General features: G+C 40.0%; 20 protein-coding genes. 10 read left to right on the forward strand and 10 right to left on the reverse strand.

From position 1 onward, the window contains the following. The first annotated feature begins 173 nt into the window (after positions 1–173). Genes ACNSN2_RS15645 through ACNSN2_RS15670 form a run of 6 tightly spaced genes read left to right on the forward strand, consistent with a single transcriptional unit; the run spans position 174 to position 8,273 of the window. Positions 174–1,712, forward strand: a complete 1,539-nt coding sequence (locus ACNSN2_RS15645) for a pyridoxal phosphate-dependent decarboxylase family protein (protein ID WP_418609186.1) — start codon at positions 174–176, stop codon at positions 1,710–1,712. Continuing rightward, the gene (locus ACNSN2_RS15650; protein WP_418609184.1) at positions 1,712–3,031 is read left to right on the forward strand and encodes a lysine N(6)-hydroxylase/L-ornithine N(5)-oxygenase family protein; all 1,320 of its coding nucleotides are present in this window, start codon (positions 1,712–1,714) and stop codon (positions 3,029–3,031) included. Before ACNSN2_RS15645 ends, ACNSN2_RS15650 begins: the two co-directional genes overlap by 1 nt. Further along, positions 3,028–4,206 (forward strand): MFS transporter, encoded by a 1,179-nt coding sequence (locus tag ACNSN2_RS15655; RefSeq protein WP_418609182.1) that lies wholly within the window; start codon positions 3,028–3,030, stop codon positions 4,204–4,206. Before ACNSN2_RS15650 ends, ACNSN2_RS15655 begins: the two co-directional genes overlap by 4 nt. Positions 4,207–4,230: 24 nt before the next feature. Beyond that, complete coding sequence (locus ACNSN2_RS15660) at positions 4,231–6,579, forward strand: GNAT family N-acetyltransferase (RefSeq protein WP_418609180.1); 2,349 nt, start codon at positions 4,231–4,233, stop codon at positions 6,577–6,579. Beyond that, positions 6,572–7,210, forward strand: coding sequence for a hypothetical protein (locus ACNSN2_RS15665; protein ID WP_138595369.1), 639 nt, complete (start codon positions 6,572–6,574; stop codon positions 7,208–7,210). The genes ACNSN2_RS15660 and ACNSN2_RS15665 overlap by 8 nt, the downstream gene beginning before the upstream one ends. Next, positions 7,194–8,273 (forward strand): heparan-alpha-glucosaminide N-acetyltransferase domain-containing protein, encoded by a 1,080-nt coding sequence (locus tag ACNSN2_RS15670; RefSeq protein ID WP_418609178.1) that lies wholly within the window; start codon positions 7,194–7,196, stop codon positions 8,271–8,273. The genes ACNSN2_RS15665 and ACNSN2_RS15670 overlap by 17 nt, the downstream gene beginning before the upstream one ends. Positions 8,274–8,310: 37 nt before the next feature. Here ACNSN2_RS15670 and ACNSN2_RS15675 read toward each other — a convergent pair whose 3' ends face one another. Continuing rightward, a complete protein-coding gene (locus ACNSN2_RS15675) occupies positions 8,311–9,177 on the reverse strand; it encodes a LysR family transcriptional regulator (RefSeq protein WP_418609176.1) in 867 nt (288 codons plus the stop codon). Positions 9,178–9,281: 104 nt separating this feature from the next. Here ACNSN2_RS15675 and ACNSN2_RS15680 point away from each other — a divergent pair, with 104 nt between their 5' ends. Continuing rightward, positions 9,282–9,782, forward strand: coding sequence for a lactoylglutathione lyase family protein (locus ACNSN2_RS15680; protein WP_008130525.1), 501 nt, complete (start codon positions 9,282–9,284; stop codon positions 9,780–9,782). 123 nt (positions 9,783–9,905) lie between these two features. Here the strand turns inward: ACNSN2_RS15680 and ACNSN2_RS15685 are convergent, their stop codons facing one another. Together ACNSN2_RS15685 and ACNSN2_RS15690 are read right to left on the reverse strand one after the other, a co-directional pair. Continuing rightward, positions 9,906–10,481: a DUF6843 domain-containing protein gene (locus ACNSN2_RS15685; RefSeq protein WP_418609174.1), complete on the reverse strand. Its 576-nt coding sequence runs from the start codon at positions 10,479–10,481 to the stop codon at positions 9,906–9,908. A gap of 12 nt (positions 10,482–10,493) precedes the next feature. Further along, positions 10,494–11,210: a hypothetical protein gene (locus ACNSN2_RS15690; RefSeq protein WP_248526961.1), complete on the reverse strand. Its 717-nt coding sequence runs from the start codon at positions 11,208–11,210 to the stop codon at positions 10,494–10,496. 385 nt (positions 11,211–11,595) lie between these two features. On the opposite strand from ACNSN2_RS15690, the gene ACNSN2_RS15695 reads away from it, so the two are divergent. Further along, positions 11,596–12,039: a GNAT family N-acetyltransferase gene (locus ACNSN2_RS15695; RefSeq protein ID WP_090495266.1), complete on the forward strand. Its 444-nt coding sequence runs from the start codon at positions 11,596–11,598 to the stop codon at positions 12,037–12,039. 38 nt (positions 12,040–12,077) lie between these two features. Here ACNSN2_RS15695 and ACNSN2_RS15700 read toward each other — a convergent pair whose 3' ends face one another. Next, on the reverse strand, positions 12,078–12,497 hold the full coding sequence (locus ACNSN2_RS15700) for a hypothetical protein (RefSeq protein ID WP_010388755.1): 420 nt from the start codon (positions 12,495–12,497) through the stop codon (positions 12,078–12,080). A gap of 153 nt (positions 12,498–12,650) precedes the next feature. On the opposite strand from ACNSN2_RS15700, the gene ACNSN2_RS15705 reads away from it, so the two are divergent. Further along, positions 12,651–13,583, forward strand: coding sequence for a ChaN family lipoprotein (locus ACNSN2_RS15705; RefSeq protein ID WP_418609171.1), 933 nt, complete (start codon positions 12,651–12,653; stop codon positions 13,581–13,583). Between the two features lie 39 nt (positions 13,584–13,622). Here the strand turns inward: ACNSN2_RS15705 and azu are convergent, their stop codons facing one another. From azu to ACNSN2_RS15730, 5 genes are read right to left on the reverse strand one after another with little or no spacing between them, the layout of a single operon-like run. Continuing rightward, complete coding sequence (gene azu, locus ACNSN2_RS15710; protein WP_193049779.1) at positions 13,623–14,072, reverse strand: azurin; 450 nt, start codon at positions 14,070–14,072, stop codon at positions 13,623–13,625. Continuing rightward, positions 14,069–14,812 carry a HugZ family protein gene (locus ACNSN2_RS15715; protein ID WP_418609170.1) on the reverse strand — a complete coding sequence of 248 codons (744 nt, stop codon included), beginning with the start codon at positions 14,810–14,812 and terminating at the stop codon, positions 14,069–14,071. The genes azu and ACNSN2_RS15715 overlap by 4 nt, the downstream gene beginning before the upstream one ends. Continuing rightward, positions 14,809–15,597, reverse strand: a complete 789-nt coding sequence (locus ACNSN2_RS15720; RefSeq protein ID WP_010388751.1) for a heme ABC transporter ATP-binding protein — start codon at positions 15,595–15,597, stop codon at positions 14,809–14,811. Before ACNSN2_RS15720 ends, ACNSN2_RS15715 begins: the two co-directional genes overlap by 4 nt. After that, the gene (locus ACNSN2_RS15725) at positions 15,594–16,646 is read right to left on the reverse strand and encodes a FecCD family ABC transporter permease (RefSeq protein WP_024602445.1); all 1,053 of its coding nucleotides are present in this window, start codon (positions 16,644–16,646) and stop codon (positions 15,594–15,596) included. Before ACNSN2_RS15725 ends, ACNSN2_RS15720 begins: the two co-directional genes overlap by 4 nt. Beyond that, positions 16,643–17,452, reverse strand: a complete 810-nt coding sequence (locus ACNSN2_RS15730; protein WP_010388749.1) for a heme/hemin ABC transporter substrate-binding protein — start codon at positions 17,450–17,452, stop codon at positions 16,643–16,645. The genes ACNSN2_RS15725 and ACNSN2_RS15730 overlap by 4 nt, the downstream gene beginning before the upstream one ends. A gap of 137 nt (positions 17,453–17,589) precedes the next feature. On the opposite strand from ACNSN2_RS15730, the gene ACNSN2_RS15735 reads away from it, so the two are divergent. Next, a complete protein-coding gene (locus ACNSN2_RS15735) occupies positions 17,590–19,671 on the forward strand; it encodes a TonB-dependent hemoglobin/transferrin/lactoferrin family receptor (protein ID WP_418609168.1) in 2,082 nt (693 codons plus the stop codon). Between the two features lie 294 nt (positions 19,672–19,965). On the opposite strand, the gene ACNSN2_RS15740 is transcribed toward ACNSN2_RS15735, so the two are convergent. After that, complete coding sequence (locus ACNSN2_RS15740) at positions 19,966–20,574, reverse strand: hypothetical protein (protein ID WP_418609166.1); 609 nt, start codon at positions 20,572–20,574, stop codon at positions 19,966–19,968. Positions 20,575–20,579: the final 5 nt, after the last annotated feature.

Consider the following 20,579-nt stretch of genomic DNA (forward strand, 5'->3'; position numbering starts at 1 on the left):
TGTAATGCTTGTCGTTTAATAGTGAAGTTTATCGATTTTAGTTAAAAATATACGACAAGCTTATTAGCTGTAATTTAAAAAAAGTTGCTATCTAATCTTTTTTCATTATTGTAAATAGAAATCATTATCATTAAGATCCTTGCACCTAAAAAGTGTACTCAAGGAATGTTGATGTGTCTCAATCTCAAGTGTTAAATATTAATACCATTGAAAAACAGGCTGTATTTGAACAAAGCGGCCTGCCCCCACAATTCAATTTAGAGCAGTTCATTAATTATCAAATAGCGTCTTTGCAAGGGTTGTCAGCAGTTCAGCAAGCGATGGCTAAAGCCCAAAAGCCATTTTCAGGTGTGTCGGTAAATACGCTAGCAAAAGTAGTAAACGATGTTGATTTATCACAGCCTTTGGCTGACTTCCCGGCGGTGCTTGAGGAGCTAAAAGGCGTGTATTTAGATCATGCTGTGTATTTTCATCATCCGCGTTATATGGCCCATTTAAACTGCCCTGTAACCTACCCTGCTGTTGTGGCCGAACATATTATTGCTGCTATTAATACCTCGGTAGATACGTGGGATCAAAGCGCAGGCGCGACGTTAATTGAGCAAAAGCTGATTGATTGGACATGCCAAAAAGCAGCATTGCCAAGCACTGCCGATGGAGTATTTACTAGTGGCGGCACACAATCAAACTTAATGGCAATGTTAGTTGCTCGTGAAGTGGCTGTTAGCCGCTATGCGCCAGAACATCAGGTAAAACTTCAAGGCTTACCAGCTATTGCCTCGCGCTTTAAAATTTACTGCTCAGAGGTGGCGCACTTTAGTATTCAAAAAGCAGCAGCGTTACTGGGCTTAGGTTACAACGCCGTGGTGCCAGTGGCTACAAACAGCAAAATGCAAATGGATATGCAGGCACTTAAAACCGCCATAGCAACAAGCAAAGCGCAAGGCGATTTACCCATTGCAGTGGTTATTACCGCAGGCACAACCGATTTTGGCTCTATCGATCCAATCCATAATATTGCCATGCTGGCTAAAGAAGAGCAGCTATGGTGCCACGTAGATGGCGCTTATGGTGGCGGTTTGTTGGTAAGCGAGCACCACCGCAATGCGCTTAATGGCATTGAGTTGGTTGATTCAATAACGATTGATTATCACAAATCATTTATGCAACCGGTTAGTTGTAGTGCCTTTTTATTAAGCGACAAACGTCATTTTAGCCACATTACTTTGTATGCCGATTATTTAAACCCATTAGCAGAGGCGGGAAATGGCACGCCTAATTTGGTTGATAAAAGCCTGCAAACCACTCGCCGTTTTGATGCCTTAAAGTTATGGCTAACACTGCGCACTACTGGAGAAGCACCGCTGGGTCGCGCGTTCGATAAAGTTATTGGCCTTGCGCGCCAAACGCATATTGTACTTAACGACCATCCCGACTTTGAAGTAGTTAACTACCCCGAGCTTAGTGCCTTGGTATTTAGATTTGCCCCTGATGATTTAAAACATGACCTTGATTTACTCGACTCTTTAAACCTGCATGTACGACAAACGTTTTTAAAAACTGGTGAAGCCATGATTGCCCGTACAAAAATAAATGGTCGTCATTATCTTAAATTTACATTGCTTAATGCGCAGTGCCAATTATCTGATGTACGCGCTGTTATTGAGCAAATTAGCCACATTGCATGGCAAACTTATAGGGAAATTGCATAATGGATAATCAACCTTACGATTTTATAGCTATTGGCCTTGGCCCATTTAACTTATCTTTAGCGTGTTTAAGTGAACCGCTCGAAGATGTAAAAAGCCTGTTTTTGGAGCAGCGCAGTGAGTTTGATTGGCACCCTGGAATGATGCTAGAAGGCGTTACATTACAAACTCCGTTTATGTCGGATTTAGTAACCATGGCAGATCCAACCAGCCAATATAGCTTTTTAAATTATGCCAAATTGAATAATCGGTTATACCCGTTTTATATTCGCGAAAGCTTTTTTTTATTGCGCCGTGAATACAACTTATATTGCCAATGGGTTTGCTCGCAGCTTTCAAATGTTAACTTTGAACAAACAGTCACTCACGTTGAGTTTTGCCCGCAAAGTGAGTGTTATACCGTTAGCTGTAACACCCCTAATGGCATGCAACATTATGTGACTCGCCATATTGTTTTGGGCACAGGGCCTGCACCGTATATTCCTGATTGCGCTGTGCAAAGTAACTCAAATAACGTAATGCACAGTAGCGATTTTTGTCACCGGCTTGATGAATTAAAAGCGGCTAAACGAGTTACCGTGGTAGGGGCTGGGCAAAGTGCAGCAGAAATTTACCACACTTTATTGCAGCAAGTAGTACCGCAAGGTTTGCAGTTAGATTGGATAGCACGCTCACCGCGCTATTTCCCGCTTGAGTATACTAAGCTCACCCTTGAAATGACCTCTCCTGAGTATGTTGATTACTTTTATAATTTAAAAACTGAGCAGCGAGATTGGCTCAATCAAAACCAAAAAAATCTATTTAAGGGCATTAATGGCGATTTAATTAACGACATTTTCGACACCCTCTACGCGCAAAGCCTTGATGGGCCAATTTCTACTACATTTAAAACTAACAGCAGGCTAACAGGCACTCAAAAAGTAGGTGAGCGTTTACTGACTGAGTTTTATCATCAGGAGCTTGAGCAGCCCTTTTCAATAGAAACCGACTTTTTAATTTGCGCCACGGGCTTTAAATATCAGCGCCCTGCTTTTTTAAATAATATTGCCCAGCAATTACCCCAAGATGAGCAAGGTCGATATTTAGTAAGCCGAGAATATGCGGTAGATAGCGAACAAAAACGTATTTTTGTACAAAATGCCGAGCAGCATACCCATGGCTTTGTAACCCCAGACTTAGGTATGGCTTGCTACCGTAATAGTATTATTTTACGTGAAATTTTAGGTTATTCGCCTTATCAGGTTGAGCAAAAAATTGCTTTTCAAAACTTTGATTTAAGTGATGTCACCCTATCAGCACAACAGCAGAGTAGCGCCGCATGAGTCTTCGTTTAGCGCTAATTTTGCTGACGGTTATTTCGGTGGTATGCGATACCTTGTTGCTACCGTTTTATCCGCAATTTTTTGCTAGTGAATTTGCTATTAGTAACGCCACGTTAATCGGCCTCTTTGTGGCTAACTGTTGTATTACTGTAATGCTGGCTTTACCGCTATGGGCTAAGGTCGCTAAAAAATACAATGAATTGGCTTTGTGGTTAGTAACCCAAGTAGTAGCCGCTGGTTTTGGCCTGCTTTGCTACTTTGCGACCAATGTGTGGGAATTTTGGATTTACTACCAACTTATGTTGGTGCTAAAGGCAAGCTACCTACTTATATACCCATTTGCACTGCGATTAGAGCAACAAACTAAGCATTTATCTATTATTGGTTTGTTTTCTGTATTGATGCATTTTGGTGCGATTGGTGGCGCTTTAATTGGTGGTTACTTCTTTAGTTTAGCAGAGCCACGCTACGCGTTATTACTCAGTAGTGCCGGTGACCTAATCCAGGTTTTATTATGCGCCTACTTAATGTATTCATTAAAAACAGGTATTTATCAGCAAGCAATAGCGACTGAAAAACCGCGAGAACGTATTCCCTATTTTATTTGGCAATTTTGCTTTTTAAGTGTGGTGGTTTATTTTAGCGCGTTTTTAATTCGCCCTTTCTTTACTACTCATTGGCAAGCATTAAACGCACAAAGCAGCACCTTGCAAAGCGCTGTTGTATACGCCATTCCTGCCTTTGCCGCGCTTGTTATGCTGGTTTTTAACCATTACAGACAACATTTACCACTGCCAACATTAAGCCGCACTAGCACTTTGTTATGCGCACTTATTTTGGGAGCGCTTGGGCTTTATTTACAAGCGCAGGCGTCGGTGGGGTTAGTGATTTTATCACGTGTTTTATATGGTTTTGCGTTATTTCAAGTGATGGTACTGCTAGAGGTAATGCTATTTGCTAAAAGTGAGCCTGCACATTACGGCAGCGACTTTGCCAAAGTGCACATTGCTCAAAATATCGGGGTTATTTTAGCGTCGTTACTAGTGGGTATGAGCGTAGAGCATCTTTCAACAACGGTTGTGTTTTACTTTGCTGCCATTGGCTTTGCAAGCCTTGCCTTTATTTTGCTTTGGCGGGTTAAGGCTGTTGCTCGAACTGCGCGTTCAGCGTCTTAGTTTTTAAGATTTATTGGAGTTTTTATGTATTTTTCATCTTTTGTAACCACCCTACAGCATACCGGCAAAGTGACGATGCGGTTATTACAACAAACAGATATGCCAACAGTTTGCGATTGGCTTAAGCAACCGTATGCGCACTTTTGGGGTATGCAGCAGCAAACCGAGCAACAAATAACTAAAGCGTATCAAGCTATTATTGATACGCCTCATCATCAGGCGTACGTGATCGAGCAAAATAATAACCTATTGGCTTTAGTTGAGCTTTATAGCCCTGAGCACGAAAGCTTAATGAAAGCGGCGTACGAGGTTGAACCTAATGATGTGGGTATGCATATTTTATTAGCGCCTAACACGGCACCTAAGCGCCATTTTAGTTTTGAAATGATGCAGTGCGTGCTGCAAAGTATTTTTGCTCAAAACAGTGCAGCCCGTGTTGTGGTTGAGCCCGACATTGCTAATAGTAAAATTCATACGTTAAATAAGCGTTTGGGATTTGTTCACACCCAGCAAATTCAACTGGGCGAAAAATCCGCTTATTTAGGCTTTTGTAATAAAGCAGCCTTTGATAGGCACAGCCAACTATTTACTGATTCGTTAGCACCTTTACAAACTGATTACGTGATACAGCCACATTGGCAATGGGCAAATCGGCATTTACAAGCTAAAGCACTCACCGAGCTTGTGCACGAGCGTTTATTGGCCGCAGAGACAACAAAGCAAGGCTTTAAAGTGAATGTTGAAGGCGGTTACTTTATTTTTAATGGCCGTGCTATGGCACTAAACCATATTGATATAGACGAGCCAAGCCTATGCTTTTACAACCTTAACGAAGAGCTTCAGCCGCTAGATGTGTTGCACTTTTTTAGTATGCAGGGGCCTGCGCTAGGTTTAACGGGTAAGCGCCTTGCCACCTACCTTGAAGAGCTAAATGCTACTTTAGCCAGTGCGTGCTTCAAACGCGAAAATAACACCTTAACAGCGGCGCAGTTAGCTAATTTAGGGCTGCAAAAGATAGAAGCCGCAATGAGTGAAGGGCATCCTGCCTTTGTTGCTAATAATGGCCGCATTGGTTTTAGTAAAGCTGACTTTTTACGTTATGCGCCAGAAGTAGGCAAACCGTTTAAAGTACTGTGGTTAGCAGCGCATAAAGCGGTATGCGACTTTGCCCATAGTGAATACTTTGCCGATTACCCAAGCCATATAAGTGATGAGCTAGATTTAACCACCCGAGACGCTTTTAACAAAGCGCTAAAAGCTCAAAACCTAAACCCCGATGATTACTTACTCATTCCTGCTCACCCTTGGCAGTACCAACACAAATTGAGTGTAGTATTTGCAAATGAGTTGGCAAATCAGCGATTAGTGTATTTAGGTGAAGGTGACGATTTATATCAAGCGCAACAATCAATTCGTACCTTATATAATTGCTCGCACCCACATAAACCGTATTTAAAAGTGGCGTTGTCGATTTTAAATATGGGATTTATGCGTGGCCTATCGCGTGCTTACATGGCGGTGACACCTGCCATTAACGATTGGGTATTTGAAAAGGTTAGCCAAGATCAACAACTCGCAGGCGCTAATTTTAAAGCGCTTAGAGAATACGCCACTTTAGGCTATGCCCATCATACGTTTGAGCAAAGCGCGCTTGGAGATACACCCTATCGTAAAATGTTTGCCTGTTTATGGCGAGAAAACCCAAATCATAATTTAAATAGTGATGAACAACTGACCACCATGGCAGCGTTATTACACTTAGATAATAATGGCCAAAGTTTAGTGGGCGAATGGATAACGCAAAGTGGTTTGAGCACGCAGCAGTGGTTACGTGCCTACTTTAATGCTTATTTAATTCCGCTAGTACATTGCTTTTACGCGCATAAATTAGTGTTTATGCCTCACGGCGAAAACCTCATTTTAAAGCTTAAAAATGAGGTGCCAGTGGGCGCATATATGAAAGACATAGGTGAAGAGGTTGCCTTACTTAATAGCACTGAAGTATTGCCAGCAGGCGTTGAACGTATTCATGTTTCTATGCCTAAAGAACTTGAGCTATTAAGTATATTTACCGATGTATTTGACTGTTTCTTTAGATACTTAGTGGCAATTTTAGTGCGAGAAGAGCGTATTACAGAGCATGACTTTTGGCAGTGTGTTACGCAAAGTGTTAAAGCATATCAACATGCTACTCCTGCTTTAAATGAGCGATTTAAAGAGTATGACTTTTTTAGTGATGAGTTTGCTCACTCTTGTTTAAACCGCTTACAGCTGGGTAATAATGAGCAAATGGTTGATTTAACGGATCCGGCAGGTAGTTTGCAGTTTGCTGGTAACTTAAACAACCCCGTATCGGCAAAGCTGTATGGCTAAACCGATTACCCTTGCGCAGTTTTTATATTGCCAACAACCCGTGCAACGAACTTTTAAACCGAGCTTATTATTAGTGCGCGCTTTAACAGTTCGTTGTAAGGCGCAGTACCCTACTGCGCCTAAGCAATTTATTAGTCGGCATTTGTATTTACAGCTTTGCTGGCAAGCTATTTACGCTTATTGCTATTGGTTTGCTTGCAAGCAAAGTACGGCTGCTCCCATTAACATGCCGTTAGCGGTAAATGGCGCTTATTGTCGTGGGTTTAACCTGAATAATGGCGTGTTAGTAAGTAAAACTGAGCAAACCAAAGCGTTTACTCATTTTATAAGCCAAGTTGGTGAATGGGTAAATACCGACTATGCACTTGGTAAAAAAGAACAAGCTCGGTTATTACTCGATTCATTAAGTAGCGCCATTGAGCGAGCTCATAGCTTAGACCTTGCTACTACTTTACATATCAACAATTGCCATCGTCAGCTGCACACCCTTATTTGTGAACACTTTAATCTTGATGCGCCATTTACTGAAAAACCCCAGCGTTTAACCTGTTGCCGCTATTATTTAGCCGGTTATAGCAAATGCCAAACCTGCCCTAAAAAGGATATTAAAACCAATGAACCAACGTCTTAAAACGATTGATCTTGCGCGTGGTGCGAGCGTTTTTATTATGATTATTGTGCATACCTTATGGATGTATGCCTCCACGACGCTTCAAAGTGAAAGTATATTTGGTACGGTTGTGCATATACTTGGCAAAGGCACCGCCTCGTTTTTAGTGGCAATGGGGCTATCTATGGCGCTTTCGCGCAGGCAAACACCTTTGCTATTAATTAAGCGTGGCATACAGCTTTTACTGCTTGCTTATTTAATGAATGCGGCCAAGTTTTGGCTGCCTATTGAAGTATTTAATACCATGCCTGAGGCATTTATAAATGCTTATGGCTGGCAAAGTCCGCTCAGTGCTGGGCAGTTACAATTTATGGTGTTAACAGGTGATATTTTACAACTGGCTGGAGTTAGCTTATTGCTGTTTGGTGTGCTTAATATTGCCCGTTGGAAAACAATATGGATTGCGGTTTTAGCCATTGCAATTGCAGTTATGAGCCAGTTTGTGAGGGGGCAACAATTTACGCTTTCACCTTATATTAGCGATTTGTTTTTTGCTAATAACTATCAGGTGTATTTTCCGGTATTTCCTTGGATAAGTGCGATATTAATGGGATACGTACTTGGTCGTTTATATCTTAGTAACCAACAAAATGCCGATTACTTATATAAAGTATGTGCACAACTCGGTGCTGCTTTACTTGTTATTGGCGGCATATGGTTAGCCATTGATTTTAAAGGGCAGTTTGGCAACTTTTTCCATTTAAATGGCGGCGGTATTAGCTATTTAATTGGCTTAAATTTATGTGCACTAGCGGCTATACAGTTTATTTTTGCTGATAAATATAATGGCCCTATTACACGTGCCCTTTTATATGCCAGTAAACATGTAACCGCGCTCTATGTTATTCAATGGGTACTTATTTGCTGGTTTATGGGGGCGCTTGGTTATCATACTCTCAGCCTTTGGCCGACACTTTGTATGATGGTACTGATGACTTTACTGACTTTTGCTGTGCACAGGGTTTATTTAAAAAGCAAACAGAGCCTCACAGACATTACGCAAAAAACCAAACGTACAGCTTAAGCTGTAAAGGGGCTTTACGGGCGCTGATTTGGGTGCCCTAGCCTGCTTTTATTGCGTCAATAACGCTATGCATACGCTTTGCTAACGGCCTATTTCGGTGATGGCACACATAAATATTTTCGCTAATTGGTTTGGTTAAATGATGCGTTTTAATAAGCGCAGGTTTATTAAAAGCACTTACTGCGTGTGCGGGTAAAACCGTAAAACCCAGCCCTAAACTTACCGGCTCCAGTATTAAACTTATTTGGTTAGAAAACCCCGTTTGCTTAATTTGATCAACATGTTCAAATTCACTGTAGTTTTCGCTAAGTAAAAGCTGCGCATGATGTTTTGCATCGGGGTGGCCAATAAAGCCAAGCTCACATAAAACCTCCCACGTTGGGTTTTCTATATGTGCGGGCGTTACTAATAATAGGGATTCTTTACCAATTTTGTGGCTGGTAACTTCACTAAGGGTAGGCGCTTGAGTTAAAAAGCCAATATCGGCACTGTGATTGGCCACCGCTTGTTCAACATTGGTATTTGGAGCAAAGCGGTAATCTATAATTAGCTTCTTGTGCTCTACTTGCAGTGCTAATAGTTGATTGTAAAACTTTAGCCCGCAACTGCCTGGCGACTGTATTTTTACTAAACCGCTGTAAGGTGAATCATCTTTTAATTGCTGCTCTAAAAACTGCCATTCTTTTAATAATAAGCTGCCTTGCTGATACAAGTTTTGCCCATGTACGGTAAGCGTAAATTGTTTACCGTGGCGCTCAAGCAAGGCGCAATCTACATGCTGCTCTAACTTTTTTATATGTTGGCTTACGCCTGACTGGGTCATATAAAGGCGCTCGGCGGTTTGGGTAAAGTGATTTACCTCAACTAAAGTACAAAACGTGTTTAACCATGTCGGGTTTATCATTACAAAATATACTCAAAATGATGATTAATGATAATTTTACTTAATGTTGGTCAGTTCGTAAACTCACTCCATCAACTAAACATAGTTAAGTAGGAGTATTTATTATGAGTCATACATATCCACGTAGTTTTTCGCACATTGGTATTTCAGTTCCCGATGTTGAAAAAGCCGTAGAGTTTTACACTAAGGTGATGGGCTGGTACACCATAATGGAGCCTACCGTGATCACTGAAGACAACAGCCCAATTGGCGAAATGTGTACCGATGTATTTGGTCCAAATTGGGAAAAATTCAAAATAGCGCATCTTTCAACAGGCGACCGAATTGGTGTAGAAATTTTTGAATTTAAAGACCAAGAAAACCCTAAAGACAACTTTGAATACTGGAAAACCGGTATCTTCCATTTCTGTGTACAAGACCCAGATGTAGAAGGCTTAGCGGATCGTATTGTTGCTGCAGGTGGTAAAAAACGTATGCCAGAGCCACGCTACTATTACCCTGGTGAAAAGCCGTACCGCATGATCTACATGGAAGACCCGTTTGGTAACATCCTTGAGATTTACAGCCACAGCTACGAGCTTATATATAGCGCTGGTGCTTATTAAAAGCATTTAGCTAAAAACAAAAGCCGCAGTATTTATTACTGCGGCTTTTTTATTTGAATAGCTTTAGTAATTAGCTAAGTAATACGTCGGATATTGGCATTTTGAAAAAGTAACTACATTTTATTATTGGGGTGATGTAACATCTTTACTATTCTTACACATACCTTTGAAAAGTTTTTCATCTATATTTTTGCGCTTAATAGCATCGTATATACTGAATAAATTTTTCCTGTCTGTCTGTTCTGCGTTTGTACCAACCGTAAAATTTTGATTAATCACAGTACAGCCATATATTGGACCCGATTCACCTAGGCCACCCACATACACAGTTCTTGTTTCTCCATCGTCTGTAGTATCTTTATCTTTTAATGAAGAGTCTTCACTTATGGGCGTTCTTTCATTCGTATTACTCACTTCAAAGTATTGTATTTGACTGTTTTCAATCCAGCCCTCGTTGGCATCCATTTGTGTAACGAGTATACCGGATGGTGGTATTTCATATACCCGAGAGCCATCTTCGTATTTCGGTGGATGCCCGTTTGGTGCATTAAATATTATGTATAGAGAGCCAACATAATTTTCAGGTATAAGGTAAATTACGGGTTCACTTTTTTTTACCTCTGTACAGGCTGATAATAACGATATCATTGAACCAAAAAACAATATTTTAAAAAAGTGTGCTTTAAAGATGAGTTTCATCGAGTCGCCTTTTTACTTAAGTAAGCCATTAAAACAGTTTTCTAAACTCGCTTTTTCAAGCAGCATACAATGACCACTATTTGCTGGAATAGAAGTAAAACGATAATTCCAATCCGCTATTTTATGAAAGCTTAATTTAGGGTATTTATTTGCCTGTCTAAATAGTTCATCGCCTACGGTCCCTTTAAAACTACCATTATTGTTGAGAGGCAAGCGGAGTGCGCTTACAATCATTGGGTAATCAGCGTTGAGAGATAAGCTTAGTGGTGGCGCACCTTTGCGAACATGTATACCAAGAGAGATAGCTCGCCCACCAGGACCAACAATAAATGCTTCACAATTAGGAAAAGCATCGCCAGTGATATAAGTAACTATATCCATGTGACCGCTAACAGTATCAATGTCTATAATAATTTTATACTTAACATTTAAAGTTGGCACGTATGAAAAGTCTAATCTTTCTTGCATCTGAGGTGAGCCAGGCATTGCGTGATTAACTCCCCCGTATTGGCCGTCTAACCGATACTGATAAATACTATTATTAGTTGGAGGTTTTTCTTTGAGGGTAACACGCCCTTTTGGTGCTAGGTTACCAGAATATATTCTTTTCTTATCTTCCCACGGTGCTTTTGATGGATCTGATATTGTATCAATAGATACTAATTTTACTATTTTTTGTAGAAAACCGTAGACGATGCCAAATCCTTGAGGTCGTAGGTTTAATACCACTAGGTTTTAGAGAAAACCCTCGATTTATCTCCTTCAAACATTGGTCCAGACCAGCCAAAGTCTTTTTCAGGGTGAAATGAGCATATATTAATTTCGTAGTTTGCTAATTGAATAGCTATAACCTTAATTCCATTTATTGATAATTAAAAATCCGTTTCGATAATAGTAACACCAGCTTAAGAGCATAACAATTCTGTAAAAGCTTCAAAAGCACAGTATTATTGTTTGTTATCAATAAAGAATTACACGTGTCATATACACAAAGCCGCAGTATTTATTACTGTGGTTTTGTGCCTAAAAAGAATACATTGCCTAGATATGTTAGTGCTGATAACGTGATAAAACAAAACTACTTATAACTCCATGTTTTAAATTAAGGACAATAATGAACATTTCATTGGAAGATGTCACCTCTGCTAATTACGAAGAGGTATGCGATTTAGACGTTACAAAAGCGCAACAAGAATACGTAGCGTGTAATATGTGGTCGTTAGTTGAGTCTCATTATAATGTTGGGTATACCTGTAAAGCTATTTACCAAAATAATGAGCCTGTAGGCTTTTTTATGTGGGTACAAGAAACCCTTACAAAAGTTTCTATTTGGCGTTTTATGGTAGATGAACATCATCAAAATAAAGGTATTGGCCGCCAAGCATTATTAATGGCAATTGCAGAGATTAAAACGACTTCTAAGCTTGAACAAATCGAGATTTGTTATAACCCGCAAAACCCTGTAGCTAAGGATTTTTATTCTAGTTTTGGGTTTGAAGAAGTTGGCCTAGATGAAGACGAAGAAGATATGTTAGCCATTATTAATATAAAAAGTTAACCCAATTTTGTTTAGCGCGTTGCTTATTGCCATAAAAATTAGTGCTTAGTAAGGTGTGGAGGATGTTGCAGTGCTAATTTTTTTAGCTGTGTAATGCATGAAAGCGCTAAGTCATGATATTCATCATCGCTATACAATATCTCGTTTAGCAGATTAATAGATTGTATGAGTGCATTGTGCGCAGCACTTTGTTCGTCTAAAAAGTGAAGTGTGGAATAAAGGCGCTCTGTAAGTGAGGTAATTTGTATGATTTGCTGTTTATTCGCACAGTTATACATTTGAGCTAATAAGGACGCACTTTCAAGTGCACACCCCAAATACGGCAATGCTTGTGCAAATTGGTATCGTTTAAACAGCGCTTCGCCACTTAGCTGCGCATTTTGAATATCTATAATTGCTTGTTCTGGTTGACATAAAACATGTTGTTTGTGTCGAGCACATAAAAAAGGTAATGCCATGGTACGTTCCATATCTGTTTATTTTTTAAGACTGTAAAACAGAAATCCCAAAACATCAAATGATAATTGTTTTTATTTGTATTTGTAGGTTTAATGCAGTTTGTTGTGTATACTAACTTCATTGTTTTGATTCTTATTTTTATAAAAACCGATATGAAAAACCCATTTTTAGCACTTGTTTTACTCAGTGGATTATCAGGCTGCAGTATAAACACAGTATCAGTATCTCAAAGTTCATCCTTGTATAATTACGGGCTTTATAATGCAAATGGCCAGCGAGTTAATTCAATATTGTCAGAATCCACGCTTTTGAATGCCGATATTGTTTTAGTCGGTGAATGGCATACACACCCCGGTGTGCACTTATTTCAGGCTGAGCTGTTTCAGCAATTAAGCACGCAAAATAAGCCTATTGCTCTATCGCTTGAGCAATTTAGCCGCGCTGATCAGCAAACACTAAACCTTTACCTTGAGAGTAAAATTGGCGAACAATACTTAATTGATAACACTAAGGCTTGGCCTAATTATAAGAGCGATTATCGTGCGTTAGTGGAATTGGCGAAGATACAAAATAGCGATGTGATAGCTGCAAATGCGCCTAAACATATTGTTACCTGTATTGGTCGCCAAGGTATTAATTATATTAATAAGCTTGACGCACAACAGCGTAGTTTTATTGCAAAAGAGATAGATATTTCTCCAAGCCTTTATAAAGAACGCTTTATGCAATCCATGCATCATGGAACGGCGAGTAAAAACGAAAAACTTTACGCCGCGCAAGTTACTTGGGATGAAACCATGGCTGAGTCTATCGTTAACCATATTAGTGAAAATAAGGGCACACAGGTTATACATTTAGCCGGTGACTTTCATGTGAGAAATGGTGAAGGCATAGCGCGGGTAATTAAGCGAATTGCCCCAGAGCTCAATGTTGTATGGGTTTCGCCAGTATCAAAAGTACAACCTGAGCAAAATGGTTATCAATTAGAAGTTAACGCTTTGCCTGCTCGTTATGTGCAAAAAGCACATCAACAAGCGGCATTCAAAGCTTTAGTCAAGCGAGGGGAGAAAACACAGTGCCAATAATAGGTTGGCACTGTGTTTGTGTAATACACTTTTTAATATTTACTTAAGCGTAAATGTGCCTTTCATCATGGCGTAATGGCCAGGAAAAGAACAAAAGAAAGTGTAATCGGTTCCGGCGGTTAAGCCGCTGGTTTTAAAAGTAACTTCGGTTGTTTTGCCGCCGCCAATAATGTCTGTAGCACCAATCACGCGACTATCATTAGGCTTTATGTAGTGGTTGCTAAGCCCTGCTGCGTTGCCATCTGTGATAATACCTTGCATGTTTTGTTCAGTAGATAGCACCCAGTTATGACCCATTACATTGGCAGGTAATTTACCGGTGTGACTAAGTTGAACGGTCACTTGCTTACAGCTTTTAGGGGCGCTTAGTGTTTTAGTTGAAAACTGCATCATATCGTTTGCATCTATATTTAGTGTGCATTCGTCTGCATATGCAGCATTGGCACTCAGTAGCAGTGTAGTGCTGAGTAAGGCTATTAATTTTTTCATACTGTCTCCGCTAGTTGGTTTGAGCTGTTTCGAGCTTGATTTGTTAAGGCTACAAGTGCTTTTCGCACGGCTAATGGGCTATCGCACTCGTTCGCAAAATTAATAAAGTAATTACGCTTGTGGCTTTGTATATAAAAGCCTGTGGATAGTAGGCCGCTCATTATTGGGGTGTTATCGGCTACGTTATAGTGCTGCATTAATATCAGCGACATAGCATCTTGATGATCTTCATTCATATGAGTGATCATGCTTTGCTGCTGGCTTTCATCCCACTTTTTAGGCTGAGCTTGCCACTCGTTTTGCTCAAGCCAAAATATTTTTCCAAAACCGCCAATATAACGCACCCGTACTACATCTAATTGCCAAAGCTGAAAATCATGCGCATTGCGATAGCTTGCAGCCTCAGGGTACAAAGCTATATATTTATCAAGTAGCACTTCGCTTTGCTCTTTTGCCACAATAGAGCCATCACCTACGAGTGTTACTCGCCCATGTTCGTTTTGATCGCCATAATCGGCGGCATCAAAAATAGTTAGACTCATGCGTGAGTCCTGTTTTAAATTTTTGGTATGCTGAGCTATGTCACTAATAAAAAAGTAGATGCGGCCTTGTTCGTCACACATATAAGGTGTAACAGAGCCAAACGGATAGCCGCGTAAATTATTTGAAATGGTCGACATTACGCCGGCATGGGTTTTAAAAACGAGCGTACGTGCGTCGTTTAATGCTTGCTCTCTCATGAAAACTCCTGACGTTGAGAAAAAACCATGGGCGCATCGTTATAAGGATGAGGGTTAACGTGCAATTTCATGGCGTACATTTGTTGTAAGTTTTGTGCTGTTAAAACGGTATTTATAGACCCGCTTTGCAGCACTTTTTGGTTGTGTAATAAAATAGCGTTGGTTGCATAAAGGCTTGCTAAATTAAGATCGTGTATAGCAATAATGGCGCTGTTTCCTTGCTCTACAAAGGTTCTAACACAGCTAAGTAAAGTATGTTGATGACGCATATCTAGCGCTGATGTTGGCTCATCGAGCAACATTAATTTAGGCCCCGTTTGCGCAGTAAAAGCATCTAACTGGGCTAATGTGCGCGCCATATGAACTCGCTGTTGTTCGCCGCCCGAAAGCGCACTCATTCTACGTGTTAGGTAATGGGTTAAATCCATAAGTGAGGCATATTTTTGAACTTTATTGGCTTGTGTTTTAAGAGACTCTGTATAGGGATAGCGGCCCATAGCAATGAGTTCAAATACACTAAAATCAAAGCCAACATGGTTACTTTGCATCATTACAGCGCGCTTGCTAGCTAATTGCTCTTTAGAAAATGAATGCAAAGGTTTGGTATTAAATAGTATATCTCCCTCAAAGGGATGCATGCCTGCCAAAGTATGCAGTAAGGTCGATTTACCTGCGCCATTTTCGCCTATCAGTGCGACAAGTTGTCCTGCTTGGATATTGCCGCTAATACCCTCTAAAACACGATGGGTGTTAAAGCCTATATTGAGGTTGTTAAACGTGATCATGACCAATCTCGCTTATTTTTAATGATCAAATATATAAATAGTGGAGCGCCAAGTAACGCCGTTATAATGCCAATTGGCAGCTCCGCAGGCATAACAACCAAGCGTGCCAACCAATCTGAAAGTAGCAACACAATCACACCTAAAAGCATACAAAGTGGCAGCATATTTCGTAAATGTGGCCCAACCATGAGGCGTGCGATGTGAGGAACAACTAAACCAACAAAGCCAATTAAACCTGTTAGCGCAACTACCGCACCTACGCCCAATGCAACTAATATAATGACGTATAATTTAAGCTTGCTGGTATCGACACCTAAGTATTGAGCTTGTGATTCACCAATAAGAAGTAGATTCATTGGCTCTTTTAATCGCCATAGCCCGATAAGGCTCAGTAAAAGCAAAGGACTCGCTTGTTTTATATTATCCCAACTCGCACCGCCTAATGAGCCCATGGTCCAATAGTTAATTAACCGCAGTGCGCTGTCATCAGCATAAAAACTTAATAACCCAATAACAGCAAATGCCAATGCATTAATAGCGACACCGACTAATATAAGCGTATTTATATTAATTTGTTTTTGTTGTTTTGAGACTAAATATACCAGCGACGTTACTGATAATGCGCCCAAAAATGAGGCATAAGGTAAGTAGTGTTGAGCGTTAAAATTAAACTGTGCACTAAGCGCAATAAAAGCCACCGCAACCATTGCAGCGCCTGCGCTTATACCAATAATAGAGGGATCGGCAAGCGGGTTACGGCACAGCGCTTGAGTTGCAGCCCCTGTTTGCGCAAGTACTAAACCCACCATCACTGCAAGAACAAAACGAGGCAGGCGTATTTGTGTAACCACATTGATTTGTAGCGCATCAAATTGACTAAAATGCTCAGGGGCTAGCCATGCAATAGCTAAACGCCAATCCCATCCTGCGGCTCCATAGCCTATGCTAAGTAATGCTAAAGCAAAAATGCAGCCATAACTTAATAGCATCCACTTATGCGGATTACTCAGTGTTATGGCGTTAAAACGATTCAAAGTTAACGTGCTCATAAGCGTGTTTTATACTCATGCAATGCTTGAATCGCAGTTGCAATACGCGGCGACATGCCCAGTGAAAGTAAGCTGTCCATGACCAGTAATTGACACTCTTGCGCTGCTTTTAATAAACGAAGTGTAGGCTGTTTACAAAAGGCTTGTTTCCCACCAAGGCTTTGCACAACATGCGCTGGCGCCACTAAAAAATCGGGCTGACTTACAGCCAGTACTTCACTGTTAATTGCTTTAAAGCCTGTATGCGTAGCAGCTATATTGGTAATGCCCGCATAATTAAACAGCAAGTTGGGCACCGTTTCTTGTCCTGCTGCGACGAGCCCACGCTCATTAGCTGAAAGTAAAAACAAAGCGTTATGAGTCTGTGTTTTTGCTTTAGTAGGTAACGATTTTTTTATTTTAGTAATTAGGTTTTGAGCTTTTAGGTTTGCATCTAAATCACTACCAAGGTGCTTAATTAGCGCAAGCAGTTCATTTACAGATGTCGGCTTTTTATAGTGAATAACCTTCACTCCGGTTGCTTCTATTTGCTTTAGCGCCTGCTCTCTTCCTGCACCTTCAAGTGCAAGTAACGTAGTTGGGCGCATTGAAAGCACTCCCTCAGCGGCTAGGTCTCGATAGTAACCTACCTGTGGCAACTGTGTTGCTTGTTGCGGATACATACTTGATTGGTCAACCGCGACTAAACTATTTTGTTTTTCTAGTGCGTAGATTATTTCAGTTAATGTGCCGCCAGCACTGATCACACGCTCTTTCGCGAGTGCTGATTGAGTGGCTAAAGCCAGAAAAAAAATTAGGTACTTCATAACAAACTCCGATTTTATTTTTTAGTATTATAACTACTTTAATCTAAATGAAAATGATTATCATAATCAATTGATCTTATTTTGGGTTAGTTGTACCATTTAAAAGTAAATAATAACTATTATCATTTGGAGTGGAGATGAATCCCTTTTCTTTTAAATTTACAGCATTAGCCTCTTTGTTAATTAGCTCTGGTAGCGCACTGGCCGAAAATGTTATTGACGATCATATTGTGGTTAGTGGCTCTCGTTTTGAACAAAAGCTTGAAGATGTGACTGGCTCAGTAACGGTTATTACCGAACAAGATATTGAGCGTCAGCTCGCTGTAGATTTACAAACTATGTTTAAATACGATCCAAGTATCTCAAGTACTGGCAGTGGCGCAGGCGCGCAAACACTAACTGTACGAGGTGTTGGTGGCAACAGAGTTGTTTTTATTAAAGATGGAAGACGCACAAACGATGGCTACGCTGGCGGCGGCGGTTATTTAGTGGGTCGAAACTACTTTGATGTTGCAGGTGTTAAACAAGTTGAAGTTGCAAAAGGGGCGGCATCATCGCTATATGGTTCTGATGCACTAGGGGGAATTGTAGTAATAACAACTAAAGACCCGAGTGATTATTTAGTGGATCAACAAAGCTTGGTAAAAGTAGCGTTAGGCTACCAAGGCCAAAGTAATCAGGTTGCTGCTGATATTACAGCAGCAAAAGATTTAGGTGACGTTGCTATTAGCGCTGTTTATAGCCATCGCGATAGTGAAGAAGTACAAAACTACGCTGAAGATTTACCAGGTTACGATGCCCGCTCGGACGCTTTGCTGCTTAAAGTTGAGCAAAAACTTGATGAAAAACGCACCCTTAAGTATACCTTAGATTACTTTAATCAAACGACAGAGCAAGTAATCACTCCATCCATTCAAGAAACCGAAGACGAAGACACAAATATCTCATTTGCACTCGATTATGATTCAGATATGGCAACAGCTATATTTGATAAATGGTATGGGCAACTATCTTATAGTCGATACGAGCAACAAAGTGACCAAATAAGCGCAGCTAGAAATTACATCGATTATAATGACTACGGGTTTGAGCAAGATATTTTAGGCTTAAAAGCGGTATTTAGTAAGGAAGTTAAAGGAGAAAATACCGAGCATGAATTTGTCTATGGAGTAGATATTGATTTATATGATACTACTCGACCACGCTTAAAAACCCGTGTATTAAATGATGGTACTGTTGATTTTACGAATGAAAAACAAAAAGCATTTCCCGGCGCCGATACTTCTTTAGTTGGTGTATATATGCAAGACAGTATTAAATTTAACGAGACTGATTGGTCGTTAGTTGCGGGTATTCGTTACGATTATTATGCACTTGAAGCCAAAAAAGATGCGTTATACGCTGACGCCGAGCTTGATGATATTACCGAGTCTGCGTTTTCACCAAAGCTGGGTGTGATTTATCAGGTAGACGATAATTTATCTTGGTATGGGCAATATGTTCGAGGCTTTAAAATACCGCCACACGACCAAGCCTATCAAAGCCATGGTGTTGAGCCATTTTATCAAATATTACCAAACGCAGATTTAGACCCTGAAAGCAGTGACTCATTCGAGATCGGATTAAGATACGCAAGTAGCGATATTAGTGTAAATCTAAGTACTTTTTATGCTGCCTATGATGACTTTATCGAAACAACCATTGCGGGTGTTGAGCCAACTTATATTCCTAATGTAAATAAAACATTTTACCAATACCAAAATATTAGCGAAACCCAGATCAGCGGTGTAGAAGCTGGTATTGCTATGTATGTCACCGACGATATTTTATTAGAAGCCAATGTTGCTTACGTAGATGGTGAAAACAAAGACTCTGATCAGCCACTTACTAGTATTAGCCCGTTAAATGGTTCTATATTGGTAAGCACTGAGTTTGGCAATGTTAATTGGACCGCTGCTTGGCGTTTAGCTAAGGCGCAGTCTGATGTAGTACTTGATACTAATGGTAATAAAACAACACAAGGTAACGGTTATGGTGTTGTTGATTTATATGCAAATTATCAGTGGCAAGCATGGCAAATGAATGTAGGTTTACTTAATCTACTCGATAAAGAGTACGTACCGTTTGAACTTATTGCTGGTCAATCCAAAGGTACTGATTTTAGCCAATATAGCCAACCAGGACGTAATGTTTCGGCTCGGATAAGCTATCAGTTTTAATTAATATTAAAAGTTGTATATATACCAATCGGCATAAATATCTGAATAATTTAACGGATTGAATTTTTCTATGTCTAAGCTGATTGGTATAAAAAGCACTAGAAAACTCTGCGTATTGCGCCATAGTGTAAAGGGGGTTTACGCCCCCCGTGATCTTTGTACTGCTCATATCTTTCAATAACACTATGCATACATTTTCTAAAGAGTGCGCTTAAATCAATATTGGTTTACTAAAGGCACTTATGGCATGCGTATTCAACACGAGAAACCTAAGCTAATTATAAAAAGGAGATATCAGCTCGAACAGGTTACGTCACTCATATCGAAAGTATGCGTTAAACCAGCAGGATCTTTATTAATTACTATTAGGTTATTCTTTTCAATGTAAAAAGTGTATTCGCGCATCCAATTGAGTTTCGCAATTTGCTTTAGCTCATAACGGCCAAATGCTAGCGGGCAATTTAAATACGCATAATGGTAGGCTTTCCCCATCGCGCCAGGGTCTGCGGTGTTAATATAAATAGTACGATCAGTAAACGTGCTTTGTTTGTGAATATAATCAGGGGTTGATAATGAAGAACCATTGAATAAAATCCCTAAACACAAAAAAGGAATTTGTATTACACCGACTAATGTAAGAATGATAAAGAACAACCACTTAGCGATTTTATTTTTAATTATGCTTTTAATTTTTTCAGATTTGGCGAGCAGTAATATTAAACCTGTAATTACCAACACCAATTTTATATAAAGTAGATTATGGCTTAATGTATCCATAAGCCGTGGAGAGTGCCAATTTAAACCCCAAAGCGTTCCACCATGCATACTCTCCAGAAAGGGTAACAATAAACATGCCGTAATAAGAAAAATAATTAACGAGATATTATTGCTGCTTGTATCCATTGATT

The sequence above is a fragment of the Pseudoalteromonas sp. US3C1013 genome, assembly GCF_048401115.1.
GTDB lineage: Bacteria > Pseudomonadota > Gammaproteobacteria > Enterobacterales > Alteromonadaceae > Pseudoalteromonas > Pseudoalteromonas undina.

Coding starts and splice junctions, on each gene's coding strand:
- ACNSN2_RS15650 (WP_418609184.1), top strand. CDS start 1,712: ATGGATAATCAACCTTACGATTTTATAGCTATTGGCCTTGGCCCATTT.
- ACNSN2_RS15655 (WP_418609182.1), top strand. CDS start 3,028: ATGAGTCTTCGTTTAGCGCTAATTTTGCTGACGGTTATTTCGGTGGTA.
- ACNSN2_RS15660 (WP_418609180.1), top strand. CDS start 4,231: ATGTATTTTTCATCTTTTGTAACCACCCTACAGCATACCGGCAAAGTG.
- ACNSN2_RS15665 (WP_138595369.1), top strand. CDS start 6,572: ATGGCTAAACCGATTACCCTTGCGCAGTTTTTATATTGCCAACAACCC.
- ACNSN2_RS15670 (WP_418609178.1), top strand. CDS start 7,194: ATGAACCAACGTCTTAAAACGATTGATCTTGCGCGTGGTGCGAGCGTT.
- ACNSN2_RS15675 (WP_418609176.1), bottom strand. CDS start 9,177: ATGATAAACCCGACATGGTTAAACACGTTTTGTACTTTAGTTGAGGTA.
- ACNSN2_RS15680 (WP_008130525.1), top strand. CDS start 9,282: ATGAGTCATACATATCCACGTAGTTTTTCGCACATTGGTATTTCAGTT.
- ACNSN2_RS15685 (WP_418609174.1), bottom strand. CDS start 10,481: ATGAAACTCATCTTTAAAGCACACTTTTTTAAAATATTGTTTTTTGGT.
- ACNSN2_RS15695 (WP_090495266.1), top strand. CDS start 11,596: ATGAACATTTCATTGGAAGATGTCACCTCTGCTAATTACGAAGAGGTA.
- ACNSN2_RS15700 (WP_010388755.1), bottom strand. CDS start 12,497: ATGGCATTACCTTTTTTATGTGCTCGACACAAACAACATGTTTTATGT.
- ACNSN2_RS15705 (WP_418609171.1), top strand. CDS start 12,651: ATGAAAAACCCATTTTTAGCACTTGTTTTACTCAGTGGATTATCAGGC.
- azu (WP_193049779.1), bottom strand. CDS start 14,072: ATGAAAAAATTAATAGCCTTACTCAGCACTACACTGCTACTGAGTGCC.
- ACNSN2_RS15715 (WP_418609170.1), bottom strand. CDS start 14,812: ATGAGAGAGCAAGCATTAAACGACGCACGTACGCTCGTTTTTAAAACC.
- ACNSN2_RS15720 (WP_010388751.1), bottom strand. CDS start 15,597: ATGATCACGTTTAACAACCTCAATATAGGCTTTAACACCCATCGTGTT.
- ACNSN2_RS15725 (WP_024602445.1), bottom strand. CDS start 16,646: ATGAGCACGTTAACTTTGAATCGTTTTAACGCCATAACACTGAGTAAT.
- ACNSN2_RS15730 (WP_010388749.1), bottom strand. CDS start 17,452: ATGAAGTACCTAATTTTTTTTCTGGCTTTAGCCACTCAATCAGCACTC.
- ACNSN2_RS15735 (WP_418609168.1), top strand. CDS start 17,590: ATGAATCCCTTTTCTTTTAAATTTACAGCATTAGCCTCTTTGTTAATT.
- ACNSN2_RS15740 (WP_418609166.1), bottom strand. CDS start 20,574: ATGGATACAAGCAGCAATAATATCTCGTTAATTATTTTTCTTATTACG.